This window comes from Kitasatospora sp. MAP12-44 (assembly GCF_029892095.1).
Lineage (GTDB): Bacteria > Actinomycetota > Actinomycetes > Streptomycetales > Streptomycetaceae > Kitasatospora.
Map to the genome: position 1 here is coordinate 203,929 of NZ_JARZAE010000004.1, position 17,907 is coordinate 221,835.

Here is a 17,907-nt window from a genome sequence, read left to right on the forward strand (position 1 = left end):
TGGGCTCGCGGATAAGACCGGCACCGGTGATTCGCATAGTTCCAGAGGCCTTGTCGCCGCCCGCGACCGTATGCCCACCCTCCGCCTGCCGCAGCGCAGGCGTCGAAGCTTCGGGTTGCCAGGCCGCCTTTTTCCTTGCGCAATCCGGGGATCACATGGGAGACGCGAGTCCGAGAGGAGGTGGAATATGAAGGAGTTCGAGGACGGTTTCGACGCAGTCGACATCTGCGAGCTTTCCGACGAGGCGCTCGACGACATCGTCGGCGGCGGGTCGGTAGCGCCCATGACGGCGATCTGCGGCTGACGATGAACAGTCGGGCGCGAGTCCGGGCCGGGCTGCCATCAGCCCGGCCCGGGTTCCGTCCCGGGATTCGGAAGGGACCACCTGGTGGACGACGGCACGACCGCGGAGACCTATCCGCTGTCTTTCGGGCAGGAGAAGCGGGTCCTGTCACTGGGGCCCGGCAGACTGCCCAACGCCCCACTGCAGGCCTGGGTCAGGATTTCCGGGCCACTGGACACCGGTGCGCTGTCCCGAAGCCTGCGGGACATGACGGAACGCCATGCCGCTCTGCGCGTACGTCTGGTGCAGGCGCCGGACGCCACCATGCGCCAGGTCGTCCTACCGCCCGATCAGGCCGGGATCACATTGTCCAAGAAACTCGTCCAGTGCGATTCCGAGGACCAATTCGGCAACTACGCCGGCCGGTTGGGGCAGGCGTTGAGCGGCCGGCCCTGGGACTGGTCGGCAGAGCCGCCTGCGCAGTTCCACCTGCTCCGCTACTCGCCGGACTTCCATGTCCTGCTCGCACAGTTCGCCAGCTTCGCGGTCGACGGCCTCTCCAGGGGCGTCTTCATGCGGGATCTCTGGGCTTCCTACGAGAAGCACCGGGACGGCGCCGCGGCCGGCGGTCCCCGCGGCCTGCCGGGAGCGGGCCGGCTGGGCGAGGCGCTGAACCGCGAGCAGACGCGCTTCTCCCAACGCTCCGCCACGGTCAACCGTCGCTACTGGACCAACCGCTTCTCGGCGATCTCGGCGAGCACCGCCCCGCCTGCGCGAGCTGACGGCGTGACCTTGCGCCCGGCCGTGACCCACGAAGCCCGGCTCGCCGGCGCGGAACTGGAGCAGGTGCGACGCAACTGCGACCGGGAATCCGCCACGCTGTGCCAATGGAGCGTCATGTGCTTCGCCTTGATGCTCTTCCAGGAGACCGCTGCCGACCGAGTGGCGATCACAATCCCCATGGACACCCGGGAGTCCCAGGACCAGGACGTGATGGGGATGTTCAGCCTCGCTCTGCCGCTCGTCGTCACCCGCAGCCACGACCCTTCGACCGTCCTGCGATCGGTGAAGAACGAGATGATGCAGGCCTTGCTCCATCGGCACATCCGCGCCCGTGACCTCGTCGACTCCGGGTACGGGTCGACGAGTGCCGGCAGCGAGCGTTTCAAGCTCCGGTACCTGGAGTACCTCGATGCCCCGGTCGTGACGCTTGCGGACGGCCTGCGCCTGGCGCAGGAGGCATACCCTCCCCCCGTCCCGTCCTACGCGTCCGAAGGCATCGACTTCATCATCGGAGCGTTCCCCGACTCGCTCGACCTGAGCCTCGGCTTCGCGCCCGAGCAATGGGACCGGACCCGATCGGCCGCCTTCTCGGCTGCCCTGCGCGCCCGCCTGCTGACGGCGATCACCCCCTGACTCCGATCAGGCCGCGGTACGGTCCCACCTCCGTCAGGAGATCGGCGTGACGACCGCGCTGAACGACCCGCCCGCGCTCGAGGACGACGATCTGCTGCGCGTCCGCCAGCGTCGACAGGCGGTGCGCGATCACCACCAGAGTGCAGTTCAGCTGCAGCAGGTTGGTGAATATCCGCTGCTCGGTCTGCGGGTCGAGGGCGCTGGTCGCCTCGTCCAGGATGAGCAGCCGCGGGCGTCGTACCAGCGCGCGCGCCAAGGCGATCCGCTGCCGCTGCCCGCCGGACAACCCCGCGCCGGCCGGTCCCAGGAGGGTCTCGAATTTCATCGGCATCGCCATGATGTCCGCATGGATCTGGGCCGCCTCGGCGGCGGCGGCCACGTCGTCCTGCGAGGCACCCGGCGCACTCAGCACGATGTTGTCGCGGATCGAGCCGGCGAACAGCCGGGTGTCCTGATTGACGAACGAGACCTGGCGGCGCAGGGCGACCCGATCCAGGTCAGCGGTCGCGATGCCGTCCACCAGGACGGTGCCGCGGGTCGGCAGGTACAGCCCGGCCAGCATCGCGGCGAGCGTCGTCTTGCCGCACCCCGATCGCCCGACCACCGCGACGAACTCGCCGGCTGCCACCCGCAGGTCGACGCCGTGCAGCGCCATCGCGTCGGCGCCCGGGTATCCGAAGTGGACGCCGCTCAGCTCCACGTCGCCGCACAGGCCGCCCGACGCCACCGGAGCGGCCCGCTGCTCCGGCTCCGTCTCGAGAATGTCCGACAGGCGGGCCAGCGTCGGCCCGAGCGAGGAGACCTGCAGACCGGTCTGCACCAGGCTGGCCAGCGGCACGAAGAGCCCCATGGCGAGCGAGGCGAAGGCGATGACGGAGCCGAGCGAGGCATGCGCGCGGGACACCTGGACCGTGCCCAGCACGAGCACAGCGAGCGGGGCGGCGAACTGCAGGCTCGTGCTCAGCGCCGTCATCAGGGCCAGATGGCGCCGGGCGTGGATCCGGGTGTTGACCTCCTCGGTGAAGGTGTGGCTCCACCGCTCGCCCGCCATGCCCTCCAGCCCGGCCGCCTTGAGCGTCATGGCGCCCTCCAGGAGCTCGTCGAGCTCGGCCTCGGCCTGAGCCTGGGCCTCCAGGGCGTCGGCGGTCAGGTACTCCTGGCGCCGCCAACCCGCGAACAGCAGACTGACCTGCAGGCCGCCCATCGCGATGACCACCAGGGCCAGTTGGACGTCCACCGTCGCGAGCAGCCCCAGGTACACCACCACCAGCAGCCCGTCGAAGACCGCGGACAGCGCGGAGTTCGTCAGGACCTGGCGAACCGCGGTGCTGGTACGGACCCGCAGCCTCAGGTCCCCGGGATTGCGCCGGACGAAATACTCGTACGGCAACGCGAGGAGGTGGTGGAGCACGCCGAGAGTCACCCGCCGGTCCGCCACGGTCTGCAGACTCAGGATCGCCACGTTCCGTACCACCTGGAGCACCAGGAACGACGCGACGAGGAGCAGGACCACCAGCATCATGACCGGCACGCCGACTCCGGACGTGCCGGACGTCGTGCGGTCGATCACATAGGCCGACGCGAACGGCATCGCGAAGTTGAAGAGGAGCAGGACCAGCGAGGTGACGGACAGCGGAATCCAGGCCCGGGTCCTCGGCAGGAAGAATCTCAGGTAGCGCCAATGGCCGGCGCGAGCACGGCCGGCTGATCGCTTGGCCGGGATCCGGCTCCCGTCGGCGGCCACCGGCGCCTGGAACTCGAGCGCCACACCGGTGAACGAGCGGTCGGCGGTGTCCCTCGACACCCGCCGGCGGCCCAGCGCCGGGTCGACGATGTAGACGAAGTCACTGGTCGCCCGCTCCAGGACGACGAAGTGGGAGAAGTTCCAGAAGAGCACGGTGGCCGGCGGCAGCCGCCGCAGACCGTCCAGCGTGGTCCGCACAGCGCGGGCCGGCATCCCGAAACGACGGCCCGCCTCCAGGAGAACGCGGGCTGACACGCCGTCGCGGCCGGTGTTGGTCTGCTGGCGGAGCTCCTCGATCCCTACATCGATGCCGTGGTAGGCGAGGACCATCTGCAGGCTCGTCGGCCCGCAGTCGCTGACCTGGGCCTGCACGCGCACCGGGATCCGCTGGCGCCCACGCGCGGCCCGTATCCCGTGGAGAACCGCCCGTCGGCTGCGCTCCGCTCCGGTGCCGCCGCCCATCGACCACGGCGACTCGGCGACCGGCCCCGTCTCCCGGACCGCCCCGCGACTGGCCAGGGCCCGGGCCCGGAACCGTCCCGTCACGGCCGACTCCGTGGTCGTCGTGCCCGGCTGAGCGCCATCCCCACCTTCGGTCACGATGCTCCTGACGTCCCGTCGCGTATTTTCGGGTGATTTCCCTGCAGCAGCCGAAAATCCACCGTTCCAGCCCCCGCAGAGCTTGTCAATGAATGTCGGTTCAGCTGCCGCGGTATACCGAAATGCGGTTCACCGCACGTAGATTTTCACTTGCTCCGCCGCCAGGACCGACGAGGTACGAGGAGATCTGTGACTACATCCGCCCCCACCCCCGACGCACCGCTACGCCTGGTCCAGATTTCGGACACCCATCTTTCGCGTTGGGACGGTCCGTTGCGGCGGAACTTCACCGCCTTGGCGGGCTACGTCAACGATGTCCTGCGGCCTGATCTCATCGTGCACACCGGGGACGTGGTCTTCTCCAATCCCGACGCGGACGCCGATTACCGGGCGGCGGCCGAGCTCCTCGGTCTGCTCGCCGCACCCGTGCGCTTGGTGCCCGGCAACCATGACGTCGGAGAGGCCTACGACCGAAGCTGGTGGGGCACGACCAGCGAACGCCTGGCCCGCTTCCGCGGCCACTTCGGCGAAACACCGTGGCTCGAATGGTTCGGCGGCGTCGGCCTGATCGGCCTCGACAGCCAGCTGCTCGGGAACGGGCTGCCCGAGGAGGACGAGCAGTGGCGCCGGCTCGAGGACATGGCCCGGGCGGTCGGCTCCCGAAGCATCATGCTGTTCCAGCACACATCGTTCCGGACCGGGGCCATGGGCAGCGACGGACGGCCCGGCTGTCTCGCTCCGGCGGATCGCGAACGCCTCCTGCACCTGTTCCGCGAAGCGCGGTTCCTGGGCTCCGCCAACGGCGACGTGCACCGCTACCGGAAGGTCTGGCACGGCGAGGCCTTCGAGTTGTGGGGTCCGGCGACCGGATTCCTCGTGCACCGGGAGGAATCCGTGAAGCTGCCGGCCGGTCTTGAGCAACTGGGTGTCGTCCTGTACGAGTTCCGGGGAGGCGAGGTCACCTCGACCTTCCAGACCACCCCCGGCCTCGAGGAGGTGGAGATCGGAGGATTCCCGGAATCCCGGCTGGTCCGCGAGGAGATCAGGGCGGCCATCCACGCTTTCGAAGCGGCTGGATGAGCGCGCCCGGGCCCAGTGACCAGCCGTCACTGGGCCCGGGCGTGCGGGACGGCCGGGGCGTCAGCCGGCTTCAGCCGGCTTCGGTCGGCCTCGGCTGGTAGACGACTGGGAAGTCGTCGTGCTGGAGCACCTCGAACGGACGGATGCCGCGTTCGCCGATCGTCTCCGAGGGGACCCCCATGTACACGGCGTCCGCGGGAAAGTAGGTCGGACGATAGACCCATCGCGGCGCCGAGCTCACGTTGGCGTCGGTGCCGTGCACCACCCAGCTGCCGTGCGCGATGACGTCCCCCGGCTCGAAGCTCATCGGTTCGGACATCGGGCAGGACCGCAGCCGGGGCGCCAGGCGGTAGGCCTCCTCCAGCGAGACGCACGCGCCGCCCCGCCACAGCGGACCGAGCTTCTGCGAGCCCGACAGATAGCGCACCCCGCCCTGCTCCGGGTCGATGTGATCGAGCGGGATCCAGAAGTAGATCCACGAACGGTCCGTGGGGTTCTTGTCCTGGTGCCAGCCCAACGCCTGCCCCAGATCCTGCCTGCGGCTCAGCGGAATCTTCACCAGCAGGATGTCGTCGAAGAAGCTGTGCCCGTGGTCCCGGCCCAGCAGGAGCGCCGCGTTGCGTCCGATCTGCTCCGCGTGGGAGATCCGCTGGAAGAGCGGATCGACCTCCGAGGGACGCCGGAACGACTGCGAGGCCGGCGAGGTCTCGAAGTCGAATCCGATCCGAGCCTCGTTCTGGTCGCCCTCCGGACCCATCAGCCCCTGCGCCCGGTCCATGAGACCACGCACCAGATCGGGGTCGATCAGCCGGGGCAGGCGGACCCAGCCGTTCTCCCAGAAACTCTCGATCTCCGCTGTCGTCACGGTCCGGATGCCGGGGACGTCCTGGGTCCGCTCCTGATCGACACCGGCGGGGGCCGTCGGCTCAGAACTCACGGTGGGGTCCCTGAAGAGCCTTGTACTCCGGGTAGGCGCCGTGCAGCCGGCGCACGCCCAGACGGACCTCCTCGATGCTCCAGAAGTCCTGCTTGTCGATCGACTCCTTGACCTCCCACGGGCTGTAGCGGCCGATTATGCCGCCCATCACCCGGAAGATCTGGCCGGTGATCCACCCGGCGTCCTCGGTCGCGAGGTAGGCCGACAGCAGCGCCGCGTGCTCGGGCGAGCTGCCGTCGAAGGGGTCGCCTTCCTCGGACACCCGGGCGCCGACGTGGTCCGCCATCCGGCCGCGCACGTTCGCCGCCGTGACGGCGTTGACCGTGACGCCGTAGGGGTACATCTCGTGGGCCAGCTCGAGGGTCATGGCGGCGATCGCCCCCTTCGCCGCGGCATGGGTCACGCCGAGGTCGGGGCGACCCACCAGGCCGGTGGCGGCCGTGAAGGTGATCAGCGAGCACGGCGATCCGCCCCGCTGCCCGCTGTTGGCCCGCCAGCGACGGCAGGCGGCCGCGGCGACCAGGAACGTGTGGGTGGCGTGCGAGTCGACCACCGACCGCCAGTCGTCGAGCGTCGACTCCCAGATCGGGCTGACCCGCAGGGTGCCGGCGCCCGCGACCACCACGTCCACGTTCCCGTGCTTCTCGAACAGATCCGCGAACATCGCCTCGACCTGCTCGGCGTCGGTGACATCGCAGAAGTAGCCCGAAACGGATCCGTACGCATCGGCGAGCCGCTTCGCCACCGAGGTGACGTACTCCGCGTCCTGGCCGCCCCCCGTCACGCTTGTCCCGTTGTCGGCGATGACCACCGTGGCGCCCAGCGATGCGGCCCGGGCCGCGATCGACGAGCCGATGTCACCGGCGCCGCCGGTCACCAGAATGACCCGGCCCGCCAGGTTGAGCGGAACAGACAGAGCCGCTGCCTTCATGTACTGCGTCCTTTCCCCGACTGCGCTGATGGCCCGAATTCCCACGGTTGGATCGACAACCTGGATCGACAACCTTCGGCGAAATGGCAGAAATCGTGGGAAGGGCAAGTGGCCCGGTTCCCGAAGAAGGGCGATAGCGCCCAGAGTTCACGTATCAGTAGAATGCTGACACCCCTCTCGGCATGTCAACAGCGGTCGCTGGAACGCAGCTTGTTGACGCCCGGGGCGACGCCCGGGGAGCCTGTGGCCGAGGGCGCGTTCAACCGAGGTCATTCCCCGGTTGAACGACGGTTCGGATTCCCGCTCGAAGCCTGCGACCCGCAGCCACGGCCCGTCCCTGCCGAGGAGAGGATGACAGATGAACGGCGATTCGTCGGCGGGGCGGGCTACGGCGTCCGATTCCACTGTCGGGGCACTTCGCCGGGATTACGCCGACGACGGCTTCTGCGTGATCCCGCGGCTCTTTCCTCCCGAGCTCGTCGCCGAGGCCGTCGTGGCGGCCGAGGCGGTGGCCGGCGGCGAGAGCGACACCGGGCTGCTTCCTCGCATCCGGGAACGTGAAGCGGGCGACGGACCGCAGCGGCTGGTCAAGATCGCGGAGCCGCACAACGCGAGCAGAGCCCTTCGCACGCTGATCACCTGCCCCGAGCCATGGCAGGTGATCGCGGCCGTCATGGACGCCCTCATGCTCCAGGTATGGGCCGTGGACCTGTTCATCAAGCGGCCTGTGACCACGTCACAGACCAACATCGGCTGGCATCAGGACGGCCCGTACGCCACCTACTGGAAGGGCGACATCTTCACCGTGTGGGTCGCGTTGTCCGAGGTCTCGGCAGGCAGCTCGCCCCTTCGGTACGTCCGCGGCTCGCACCGCCTCGGTCCGGTCGGGAAGGCAGACCTCTTCCGCACCGACCTCGATCCGGCGGGCACCGGCCTGGCGCTGCCGGAAGGGTTCGTCTGGAACGAGGTGGCCGCCGAGGTGCCGGCGGGCGGAGTCGCGATGCACCACCGGGACACCTTGCACGCGAGTGGTCCCAACCTGTCCTCGCAGGCCCGGATCTCACTTGCCATCCGGATCCGCACGGACCGCTGCGAACTGCGCTCCGCAGCCCGTCAGGTGGCTCATCTGGACGACGGCCGGCTCGCACCCGTGGTGTACGACCGGCGGGCCATGCTCGACGACGCGGCGAGCCATGCGGAGGCCTGATACCTCCCGTCCCCTGGACCTGTCCGGCCGCGTCGTCCTGGTGACCGGCGGCGCCGGCGACATCGGCTCGGCCGTCGCCGCCCAAGCCGCCCGGCTCGGAGCCACGGTGGTCATCGCCGACAACGGGACCAGCGTCACCGGCGTCGGCGAGGACCCGGGCCGAGCCGTCCGAGTGGCCGAGCGACTCGCGGCCGAGTACGGCTCGGTGGTCGGCCACCACTGCGACCTCACGGACGCCGATCAGGTCGACGAGCTGTTCGAGGACATGCTCTCCGAACACGGGGCCGTCGACGCCGTGGTCGCGGCCGCCGCCACCGTTCGGGTCCGGCCGGTCTGGGAGCTGACGCCGGACGACTGGCGCACGGTGTTCGACTCCCAGGCCTCGCACACGTACCTCGTGGCGGCGGCAGCCTGCCGGCGGTGGCGGCAGGCCGCCGCGCCGCGGTCCGGCTCGCCCCGCTCGCTGGTCACTCTCACCGCAGCGACCGGCCTCGTCGGCCGTCCGGACCTGGGCGTGGCCCACAGCGCCTCCAAGGGCGCCATCGTCGGCATGACCTTGGAGCTCGCGCACGAGATGTATCCCTACGGCGTCAGCGTGAACGCGGTCGCCGAAGCCAACGTCCGGGGCCGGGTGGCAACTCATGTCGGCGCCCAACTGTCCTGCGGTGACAGCGCCTTCGACGCGAGCTCGCCCGATCACGTGGGGACGCTGGCGGCCTACCTGGCCAGCGGCGACGCTCCGTTCGTCACCGGGCAGGTGTTCCGCGTGGTCGGTGGGTTGATCGGCCGCTACCGCGGTTGGGAGGTGACCCGATCGCTCGACCACGGCGGATTCCGGACGATCGACGAGTTGCGTCCGGGTATCCGCCGGCTGTTCGACGCGTACCCGCAGGACCACGCAGGCAGGCCCTAGTCACACCCCAGTCACACCCTGCGCGCACTCCAGATCGCCTCCACCGGCCACCGGCTGGTCCATTCGGCCGGCCGGTCGCTGAAACTGGTGGCAGCGCCGGGTGGCGGCGGCTGCTCGATGAGCGCCTCGACCACCAGGTCGTGGGATCGGAACAGCCGGAGCCACTCGCCGAAGCCCAACACGTAGTCGACCGCGGTCGGCGCCACCCTGCGGGTGTGCAGGTCGAAGTAGCCGCGCCGCAGACGGGGAGTCAGCGTGCGGTCCTCACTGTCCCAACACATGGCGAAGAAAGGCGAGTTCGTGCAGAAGGCCAGCTGGCCGCCGGGGCGCAGCACCCGTGCGGCCTCGGGGACCGTCAGATAGGGATCCGCCCAGGACATCGCGCCGTAGTCGGAGAGCACCAGATCGAACGAACCGTCGGCGAACGGCAGCGCCTGGGCGTCAGCCAGCACCGGATGGAAGCGATCCCCGCGGGAGGCATGCCGCAGTTGCGCACCGGAGATGTCCAGCCCGACGACCCGTGCGCCGCGTCCGGCCAAGGACGCCGACCAGTGGGCGGCACCGCACCCGAGTTCGAGGACGTCCTTCCCGGCGACCGGGTCCAGGACGCGCAGCTCGTCCTCCGGACGACGCCACAGGCCCCAGGCCTCCGCCTGCGGACCGTCCAGCAGGGCGCCGTGCTTGCGCTGGTAGCTGTCGCTCCAGCTGTCCCAGGTGCGACGGTTCTCGCGGGTGGTCTCGTCCATTTCCGTTCCTGTCAGTGGTGGTGGCACAACCGGTGCGCCACGATGGGATCAATGAGCGCAGGTCTCGCCGCAGGGGGTTCAGATGAAGGTCAGCGTCGTCATCCCGTCCTATAACGCTCGCACTCAACTGGGAAGGCTGCTGCGGTGCTTGGCCGGTTGCTGGCTCGATGCCGGCGACTCACTCGAGGTGGTCGTCGCGGATGACGGCTCGACCGACGGCACCGGCGATCTGGTCTCGGAGTTCACTGCCGATCTGGACCTGGTCTACGTCTTCCTGCCGCGCAGTCCTACCTCCGGCCGCGCGGCCGCCCGCAACGCCGGCATCGAGAAGGCGAGCGGCGAGCTGGTCCTGATGGCCGACGCCGACCAGCTCTGCGGCCCCGACTTCGTCCTCGAGCACCTCCGCTTCCATCGGCTCCGCGACGACCTGGTGGTCGTCGGCCCTCGCCATGATCTCGCCGACGGTCCGTTCGACGACGCGCGGCTGGCCCAGGGCTTCGCCCTGTCCGCGCTGCCCGAGGTGGTTGCCGGGGACGGCCGCGAACTCGTCCTCGCCGAGTTCTCCGAGAACTTCAACAACCTCGAAACCTGCTGGCACCACATGTTCAGCTGCAACGTCTCGGTCCGCCGCGAACACCTGCTGGCCGTCGGCGGATTCGACGAGGGATTCGTCGGATGGGGTCTGGAGGACTCCGAGCTCGGATACCGCTTGCGCCGAGCAGGCCACGTGTTCGCCTTCAACTCCACGGCCGTGGTCTACCAGAAGGGCCGTGACGTCACGCCGGACATGTTCGGCGAGTGGCGCCGCAACCTCGCGTACTTCATGGACAAGCACCGGAGCGCGCCCGAAGTCTGCGCGCAGACGGTCGTCTGCCGGGTGTTCGATCCGGCCGACCGCAGCATCGGCTGGTTGGAGAGCATGCGCCGACTGGAGTTCGCGGCACGGGCGTTCGCCGGCCGGTTGCCCCGCCCCGCCTCCTTCGCGTGGGTCGAGGCCGATGACACGAACGTCGCGGACATTCTCGCCGGGTTGCCGGAACGTGCCGCCACCCAGGATCTGATCATCATCGACGACAGTGCCGCAGCCGTGCTCGCCGGCCCCGTCCAGTGCCTGGACACCACCAGGGACGTGCTTTACTTCCGGCGTCCGACAGCGGAGGTCCGTGCTTCCGTCCGTGCCCGCCACCTGGTCGGGCGGGCTCGGTAAGTCAGCGTCAGCACCGCATCCACGGGCCTTGCGGATCCCGACCGGGAGCGAAGCCGGCCGCCTCGGCGAACGCGGCCGCCTGCGCGAACCCGCGAGCGACCTGCTCGGGGCGGTGGGCATCGCTGCCGAAGGTGATCGCCTGGCCTTCCAGCTCGTGCCACCAGCGAACGATGTCGAAGGCCAGGGGACCACCGGTGTTCACCTCCAGCGCCTTGCCCTTGGCCGCCAGCGGGGAGAGCACGGCCTGGTACTCGTCCCTGAAGTCCTCGAGCGGGTACTCACCCGCGGCACGCGGCCAGTACCGCGCCGCGTAGTCGATGTGGGCCAGCACGTCGAAGTCGTCGAAGCCGGTCACCAGGGCACGGAGTTCCCGCAGGTAGGCACGGACGATCTGCCCGGGGAGCGCGGTGGCGTACGCCGCGTCGACCGTCGTGTGACCGGTGTCGACAGCGGGCAGGGTATGCAGCGAGACGAGTACCCGGTCGAACCGCGCGCGCTTGATGAGCTCGGCGACCTTCGGGTCGTGCCAGTGCGGTTCGCCGAGTTCGACACCGCTGAGAATCCTGAGTCCGGGGAATCGGTCCCGGCAGCGGCTCAGGCATACCAGGTAGCCGTCCACGTCGAACGCGGGCGGAGTCAGGATGCCATCGGTCACGATGTCCCGCTGCCAGTCGGACGGCTCGACACCGTGACCGAGGTGCCGCGAGGTGAAGTCGGCGTGCTCGGTGAAGGCGATGGAGGGAAGCCCCAGTTCAGCAGCCCGCTCACAGGCCCGCTCCATCGAGGTGTAGGGAGCATCCCAGGACCACTCGCTGTGAACGTGGCTGTCGGCGGGTAACCCGGCGATCCGCACCGACCTCATCCCTTCGGCTTTCGCACCAGCATGGATCCGATGGCCAGGGCGTCCAGTCCGGAGCTGTAGAACGAACGCAGCGCGTCGTGCGGTGAGTGCACGATCGGCTCATTGGCGAGGTTGAACGACGTGTTGAGAACGAGCTCGGGGTGCCCCTTGGCGCCGAGGCTTCCCAGCAGGCCACGGAAGAGTTCTGACGAACCGTCACCCAGGATCTGCGGTCGGCACGACCCGTCGACATGCACCACGGCCGGGATCTGCTCGCGCACCAACTCCCTTACCGCACAGGCCGCCAGCATGAACTTCTCCGGCCCCTGTCCCGGGTTGACCAGGTACGTGGCAGCCGCGCTGCTCGACATGCTCGGCGCCAACGGGCGCCACTGCTCGCGGTTCTTGATCGAGTTGACCCGGTCGTGCATCGACCGGGTCAGCGGGGAGGCGACGATGGAACGCTGCCCCAACGCCCGAGGGCCTGTCTCAGCCCGCCCCTGGAACCAGCCCACCACCAGTCCGTCGGCGAGGAGGTCGGCGGTCGCAGCGGCGATGTCGTTCTCCTCGGAGAAGGGCACGCCGTACTCCCGCAGCACGGCGGCGATCTCGGCGTCCTCGAACTCCGGGCCGAGGGCGGCCTTCGCCAGCGGCTGGACGTCGCGCTCGCCGGCCGCCGCGGCAACCGCCAGTGCGGCTCCCGCGCTCGTTCCGGCGTCGCCGCTGGCCGGGAAGACGGCGAGCCGATCGACCAGTCCCGACTGCCAGATGACACCGTTGGCAGTGCAGTTGAGGCCCACACCACCGCCTATCACGACATTGCGGCAGCCCGTCTCCCGCACGGCGCCCTCGATGACGTGCAGCAGCACCCGCTCCAGGACCTGCTGACCGGACGCCGCCACCCGCTGTCGCCACCTGTCCGGCTCCACGAACGCGTCCAGCCGAGCCGTCGAACGCCGGTAGGTGTGACGAGGCGGCCTCGACGGGCCGAAGTGCTCTGCCAGACGGGCCTTCCAGGCCCGGACCACCGGCGGACCGAAGTTGGGCCGGTCCTCCCCCAGCGGGCTCAGCCCGCTGCGGTATCCCTCGTCGTCCAGCACGAACGGCATCCAGTCCTCATCGGGCTTGGCATACGACGCCAGCCCCATGACCTTCCCCTCCTGGCCGAAACGGAAGCCCAGGTAGTTGGTGACGCCCAGGTAGAAGAGACCGATCGAGTCGCTGATGTCGTATGCGCGGCGGACCGTGATCGTCTCTCCCCGGGCGTGCCCGACGAGGGTCGCTATGCCGTCGCCCACACCGTCCACGCTGATGATCGTGGCTTCGTCGAAGCCGGAGGTGTAGTACGCCGCAGCGGCGTGCGCCAACGGATGCTTGACCTTCTCCCAGCGCGGTCGCCTCCCGCCGGCGCCGGCGAGGTAGGGATGGTCCAGCAAGGTCTGCTGCATGTCCTGCTGGGCGTAGTCGCTGTCGATGTCGGTCCAACTCGTCGCGATGACGTCGACATCAGCCATGGTGATCCCTGCCGCGTCCAGACAGTAGGCCACGCTTTCCAGCGGAAGAGTGTCGTGTGCGTGCCGGCGTCGAACGAAGCGCTCCTCCTCGGCCAGTGCGTGCAACCGGCCGTCGATCACCAACGCCGCGGAGGCATCGTGGCCCAGGCCGCCGGCGAGACCGAGAACAATCATGCGCGCACCTGACCAGTGGACTGCTTGTCCCCCAGGTTCCACTGCGGCACGATCTGGTGGATATCCGGCTGCCAGAGCGCGCTGAGGCCGGGCCAGTGGTCCACCGCGGCGAATCCGGCGCGCATCGCCGAGACGCACAGCGGTGTCAGCGGGTCGGAATGACGTCGCAGCTCGGCATGCGTGTACATCTTACGCAGCGCGGCGGCCGGCACGGTGTCCAAGGCCGCTCGCGCCCACCGGTTGTTCTCGAACGCCGCGTCGAGATCCTCGAGCTTGGCGAGGTCCGGCAGCCCCCTCGCGATGACACCCTGGATGAACATGGTGATCCAGAACTGGAACAGCAGGGTCTCCGACCAGCCTGTTGCGACGGCCTCCGGGTGGTAGTCGAGGTCGCCCAGGAAACTCTCGGACAACTCGGTGGTCGACATCCCGTAGGTGATGAGGACTTCGTGTCCGGTGGTCGGCAACCGGGGATCGCCGATCACCGGGTCGTAGTGACACATCGTCTCGAAGTCGCCAAGACCCATGTGCGCCACGGCCGGCGGCGCGACGACGCGGTCGTTGAACGGCGCTGTGCCCACATCGGCGGACGCCGGAAACACCACGGAATTGCGGATGCCGTACAGCAGATCGTTGAGGAGCAGGCTCGGCGTCGGACGGTGCTGGACGAGGTTCGGGATGGCGATGTAAGCGGTGATGCCGCGATCGGCGAGGAACTCGGCCATCGCGCGGTTGTCCGGCTTGTCCTCCGAGTACCGCTCGGTGTAGTCCGCGAACTGCCGTGCCACCTCCGCGGGCAGGAGCAGCGCCTGGGTGGGGGTCCAGGATTCGATGTTGGGTGTCCAGGACGCCCCGCAGAGTGCGGCCAGGCGGACCGCTTGCGCACTCGACATGACCCAGTTGGCGAAGAGGGCGATGGCTCCCTGCGGGGCAACCGACAGCGCCTGGTGCAGGACGGTCTTGAAGTCGTGGCACAGCTGCACGTCTTCCTGCAGCACGAGTTGGTGGGTCGCGCCCTCCCGAATCCGGCTCCAGGCCGCCTTGGCCGTGCGCAAGGTGGCCGGCTTTCCCTGCGGATCGGGATCGAAGACAATCTCCGCGTCCAGCTCGGGATGGCGCCGCACGAGTTGTTCCGCCTGTTCCCTGCGGGCCGGATGGGCCATCACCACAGTCGAAACCCGGATATCTCCCGTCGAGTTCACGAGCACACACCTTCCAGTTCGAAAAGGATCAGCTGTCAGCCGTGGTGCCGACGGCTCCCATCGCCTGGGCGCTGGTGTGTCGACGGCCATCCGGGCGCTGAGCCGCCATCATCGTGGTCATCGCAGACGGCGACAAGCCGTCCGGACCGCCCCTGCGACACCATGCCCGAGTGACACCCGAGCCTGTTCAACCGCATGCGTTCCCCGGTTGAACACGCGTGCCGGCCGTCCGGTGATCGCCTGTCTCCCGATCACCTCCGCTCTCTGTGCGATGTTCATGGTGTGACGTCGAAGGCTGCAGCTGCCAGAATGCGTTTCGCCGATCCTGGGACCTGCTGCGGTACTTGCCATCAAGGAGGAGGGAACTGGCATGACATTCGACAAGGCGGAGCGCCCGCAATGGGACGAAACGTTTGACCTTGTCCTTCGCCAGATCCTGCCGAAGCTCGCCCCCGAGTCGTCGATCGACCCGGACCAGGAACTCAGAAGCCTGGGCCTGGACTCCCTCAAGACGGTGGAGCTTCTCCTCGGGTTGGAAACCGCATACGGCACCACGCTCTTCGACGAGTTGGACTACCAGAACTTCGCCACCCCGCGCAGCCTGTGGACCTTCGTCGCACCGCAGATCGAGCTGGACGCGGAAAGCCGATGAGCGCCGCCGAATATGAAGCCGAGTATGAACCGGCGTTGGCCGAGGTCCTGGAGATCGCGCGCGAACACGCCGAGCGGGTCGACCGGGAAGCCGTCTTCCCCGCCGAGAGCATGGCCGCGCTGCGGACCTCCGGCCTGCTGGGGATGTTCGTGCCCTGCCGGTACGGGGGGCTGGGCGATGACCTTCACTCCTACGCGCGGATAGCGGGTCGGCTCGCGGCGGCGTGCATGTCGACCGCTGCGATCTGGACGATGCACGCGTTCCAGGTGGAGGGGCTGTCACGCTTCGCCGGAGACCGGCTGCGGCAGACCGTCCTGCCCGCCATCGCCGAGGGAAAGATCTATCTCGCCTCGGTCACGACGGAGGCACGCAAGGGAGCCGACCTGTTCACGGCCGAGGCCGCGCTCGCCCGGCGCGACGGGCTGGCCTGCTTCGAGCGGGACGCGCCGGTGGTCACCGGAGGACGACACGCCGACGCCTTCCTCATCACCCTCCGCTCCACGCCTGAGGCGCAGCCGCACGAGGTGAGCCTGGTGTACGCCGAGCGCGAGCAGCTGCGGATCAGTGAGCACGGGGCCTGGGACCCGATGGGTATGCGGGGCACCGAGAGCGTGGGGCTGACGATCTCAGGATCGGTGCCGCTCGACCAAGTGGTGGGCCGGCCAGGGCGGTTCGAGGACATCGCCAGGGACAGCATGATCCCGCTCGCTCACGTGGGCTGGTCCGCCTGCTGGCTGGGGGCGGCCCACGGCGCGTTCTCCGACCTGCTGCGGTGGCTTCGGTCTCCCGAGCGGCGCGGCGGTCCCGACGTTCATTCGGAGCTCGTGCGGGAACGGCTGGCCCGGATCAGGGTGGACCTCGATCTCGTGAGCGCCTACCTCACGCGCCTGTGCGACGAACTCACGGCCGCTCGCTCGGCGGGACGGTCGTGGTCCGACGCCCGCACCCGTCTTCGGGTGAACACGCTGAAACTCGCGGCGTCGGAGCTGACGTTCCAAGCGGCCGACAGCATGGTTCAGCTCGCCGGGATGAACGGCGGCTACAGCCGGCTCGCGCCCCTCAAATTCGAGCGCCACTTCCGTGACCTGCGATCTGCCCGGCTCAACCATTCCAACGACCGTATGTGGCCGGCCACGGGAGCTCTCACGTTGCTGGACCCGAAAGTCACTCTGCTCTAGGCGCAGGAGGAGACGAGCATGCACGAGTACACGATTCCGCTGAGCCGGCGGGTTCCGCTGCGACTCACCGGAGAGCTGTCGAAGCGCGTGTTCTTCGTATCCGAGGCCATCGACAGCTTCGAGCTGCTCGAAGAGACCGAAGGCGGGTCCACGGCCGTCTGCGCGGTGCGCATCGCCACGCGTGCCCCGTTGGACGAGGCAGCGATGCGGCGCAAGCTGAATCAGCTGGTCTCCGACGAGATCGTTCCGCAGCGTTCCGTGAAGGAACACCGGATCTGGCGATCCCGACACGCCGCGACAACCCACGACGATGCGTTCGAGAGCATGATCGACCAGGGGGTGGCCATCGCTTCGGGCGAGGGCCAGTTCGGATTCAGGGAGCCGTTCCCCGCTCTGATCGCCCATCTGGACGGAGTCTTCCGGGCCGCCGCGCAGCGCTCGTTCGGTGCGCTGGAACACAGCTACCCCAGTCTCATTCCAACCGGGGTACTCGCTCGCAGCGGCTATCTCGCGTCGTTCCCGCAGTTCCTGATGTTCGCCGGAAGGCTGCACGGCGAGCTGGATTCCTATAAGGACTTCGTTGCGCAGGTCAGCCGCGATGCCCCGGCCGAGGACGCCGGCGCGGCCATGTCGCAAGCCCTGGCCGTGCACAGTACGCACTCGGGTTACACGCTGTCCCCGGCTGTGTGCTATCACACCTACGAGCAGCACGTCGGGCAGCGCCTCGGCGCCGAGCTGGTAGCGGTCACGGCGCGTGGTACCTGCTTCCGACACGAATCGCGATACCACCGGTCGCTGGAGCGTCTGTGGGAGTTCACCATGCGCGAGGTGGTGTTCATCGGGACCGACGACCGTGTCACGGAGGCGAGAAGCTCGTTCATGCACGAGGTGTTCGCCGCCATCGAGGGGCTCGGCCTCGCAGGCCATGCGGAGACCGCCAGCGACCCGTTCTTCTGCGATGCCAAAACCGCTGAGAAGATCTGGACTCAGCGCCTCCTGCAGCTGAAGCACGAGTTGATTCTCCCGGTCGCGGGTGGTCGCTCCGTCGCTGCCGTGTCCTTCAATGCGCACGGCAGTTCGCTGGGTGAGGCGTTCGCCATCAGGACTCCGGACGGCGAGGTCGCCCATACCGGCTGTGTCGCCTTCGGCCTCGAACGCCTCGCGTACGCCTTCGTGTGCCAGCACGGCCTCGATCCGACCGGCTGGCCGGAGGCGGTCCGCCGGTCGGTCGCCGCGAGCCCAGGTCACGACCGCGAGTAGACCACCGGTGCGCGCTCGCTCG

At 68.9% G+C, this 17,907-nt stretch carries 15 protein-coding genes; 8 read left to right on the top strand and 7 right to left on the bottom strand.

The annotated features are described in order from the left end of the window. Window positions 1-388: 388 nt before the first annotated feature. Window positions 389-1,699, top strand: a complete 1,311-nt coding sequence (locus P3T34_RS02025; protein WP_280664212.1) for a condensation domain-containing protein — start codon at window positions 389-391, stop codon at window positions 1,697-1,699. Here the strand turns inward: P3T34_RS02025 and P3T34_RS02030 are convergent. After that, window positions 1,689-3,989, bottom strand: a complete 2,301-nt coding sequence (locus P3T34_RS02030) for a peptidase domain-containing ABC transporter (protein ID WP_280664213.1) — start codon at window positions 3,987-3,989, stop codon at window positions 1,689-1,691. The genes P3T34_RS02025 and P3T34_RS02030 overlap by 11 nt on opposite strands. Window positions 3,990-4,232: 243 nt before the next feature. On the opposite strand from P3T34_RS02030, the gene P3T34_RS02035 reads away from it, so the two are divergent. Next, entirely contained in the window at window positions 4,233-5,123 is an 891-nt protein-coding gene (locus P3T34_RS02035) for a metallophosphoesterase family protein (RefSeq protein WP_280664214.1), read from the top strand. A gap of 70 nt (window positions 5,124-5,193) precedes the next feature. Here P3T34_RS02035 and P3T34_RS02040 read toward each other — a convergent pair whose 3' ends face one another. Both P3T34_RS02040 and P3T34_RS02045 read right to left on the bottom strand, forming a co-directional pair. Then, complete coding sequence (locus tag P3T34_RS02040) at window positions 5,194-6,060, bottom strand: phytanoyl-CoA dioxygenase family protein (RefSeq protein WP_280664215.1); 867 nt, start codon at window positions 6,058-6,060, stop codon at window positions 5,194-5,196. Then, on the bottom strand, window positions 6,050-6,991 hold the full coding sequence (locus P3T34_RS02045) for an SDR family oxidoreductase (protein WP_280664216.1): 942 nt from the start codon (window positions 6,989-6,991) through the stop codon (window positions 6,050-6,052). The genes P3T34_RS02040 and P3T34_RS02045 overlap by 11 nt, the downstream gene beginning before the upstream one ends. 358 nt (window positions 6,992-7,349) lie before the next feature. On the opposite strand from P3T34_RS02045, the gene P3T34_RS02050 reads away from it, so the two are divergent. Together P3T34_RS02050 and P3T34_RS02055 are read left to right on the top strand one after the other, a co-directional pair. After that, on the top strand, window positions 7,350-8,198 hold the full coding sequence (locus P3T34_RS02050) for a phytanoyl-CoA dioxygenase family protein (protein WP_280664217.1): 849 nt from the start codon (window positions 7,350-7,352) through the stop codon (window positions 8,196-8,198). Further along, window positions 8,185-9,111 carry an SDR family oxidoreductase gene (locus P3T34_RS02055; RefSeq protein WP_280664218.1) on the top strand — a complete coding sequence of 309 codons (927 nt, stop codon included), beginning with the start codon at window positions 8,185-8,187 and terminating at the stop codon, window positions 9,109-9,111. Before P3T34_RS02050 ends, P3T34_RS02055 begins: the two co-directional genes overlap by 14 nt. 11 nt (window positions 9,112-9,122) lie before the next feature. Here the strand turns inward: P3T34_RS02055 and P3T34_RS02060 are convergent, their stop codons facing one another. After that, window positions 9,123-9,857 carry a class I SAM-dependent methyltransferase gene (locus tag P3T34_RS02060; protein WP_280664219.1) on the bottom strand — a complete coding sequence of 245 codons (735 nt, stop codon included), beginning with the start codon at window positions 9,855-9,857 and terminating at the stop codon, window positions 9,123-9,125. Window positions 9,858-9,939: 82 nt separating this feature from the next. On the opposite strand from P3T34_RS02060, the gene P3T34_RS02065 reads away from it, so the two are divergent. Beyond that, on the top strand, window positions 9,940-11,064 hold the full coding sequence (locus tag P3T34_RS02065) for a glycosyltransferase (RefSeq protein ID WP_280664220.1): 1,125 nt from the start codon (window positions 9,940-9,942) through the stop codon (window positions 11,062-11,064). Between the two features lie 7 nt (window positions 11,065-11,071). Here the strand turns inward: P3T34_RS02065 and P3T34_RS02070 are convergent, their stop codons facing one another. Genes P3T34_RS02070 through P3T34_RS02080 form a run of 3 tightly spaced genes read right to left on the bottom strand, consistent with a single transcriptional unit; the run spans window position 11,072 to window position 14,795 of the window. Further along, on the bottom strand, window positions 11,072-11,917 hold the full coding sequence (locus P3T34_RS02070; protein ID WP_280664221.1) for a PHP domain-containing protein: 846 nt from the start codon (window positions 11,915-11,917) through the stop codon (window positions 11,072-11,074). A gap of 5 nt (window positions 11,918-11,922) precedes the next feature. Continuing rightward, window positions 11,923-13,593 (bottom strand): carbamoyltransferase C-terminal domain-containing protein, encoded by a 1,671-nt coding sequence (locus tag P3T34_RS02075; RefSeq protein WP_280664222.1) that lies wholly within the window; start codon window positions 13,591-13,593, stop codon window positions 11,923-11,925. Beyond that, window positions 13,590-14,795 carry a hypothetical protein gene (locus P3T34_RS02080; protein WP_280664223.1) on the bottom strand — a complete coding sequence of 402 codons (1,206 nt, stop codon included), beginning with the start codon at window positions 14,793-14,795 and terminating at the stop codon, window positions 13,590-13,592. Before P3T34_RS02080 ends, P3T34_RS02075 begins: the two co-directional genes overlap by 4 nt. A gap of 370 nt (window positions 14,796-15,165) precedes the next feature. On the opposite strand from P3T34_RS02080, the gene P3T34_RS02085 reads away from it, so the two are divergent. From P3T34_RS02085 to P3T34_RS02095, 3 genes are read left to right on the top strand one after another with little or no spacing between them, the layout of a single operon-like run. Then, the gene (locus tag P3T34_RS02085; RefSeq protein ID WP_280664224.1) at window positions 15,166-15,447 is read left to right on the top strand and encodes an acyl carrier protein; all 282 of its coding nucleotides are present in this window, start codon (window positions 15,166-15,168) and stop codon (window positions 15,445-15,447) included. Beyond that, complete coding sequence (locus tag P3T34_RS02090; RefSeq protein WP_280664225.1) at window positions 15,444-16,625, top strand: acyl-CoA dehydrogenase family protein; 1,182 nt, start codon at window positions 15,444-15,446, stop codon at window positions 16,623-16,625. The genes P3T34_RS02085 and P3T34_RS02090 overlap by 4 nt, the downstream gene beginning before the upstream one ends. An 18-nt stretch (window positions 16,626-16,643) precedes the next feature. After that, complete coding sequence (locus P3T34_RS02095) at window positions 16,644-17,885, top strand: hypothetical protein (protein ID WP_280664226.1); 1,242 nt, start codon at window positions 16,644-16,646, stop codon at window positions 17,883-17,885. The last annotated feature ends 22 nt before the right edge of the window (window positions 17,886-17,907 follow it).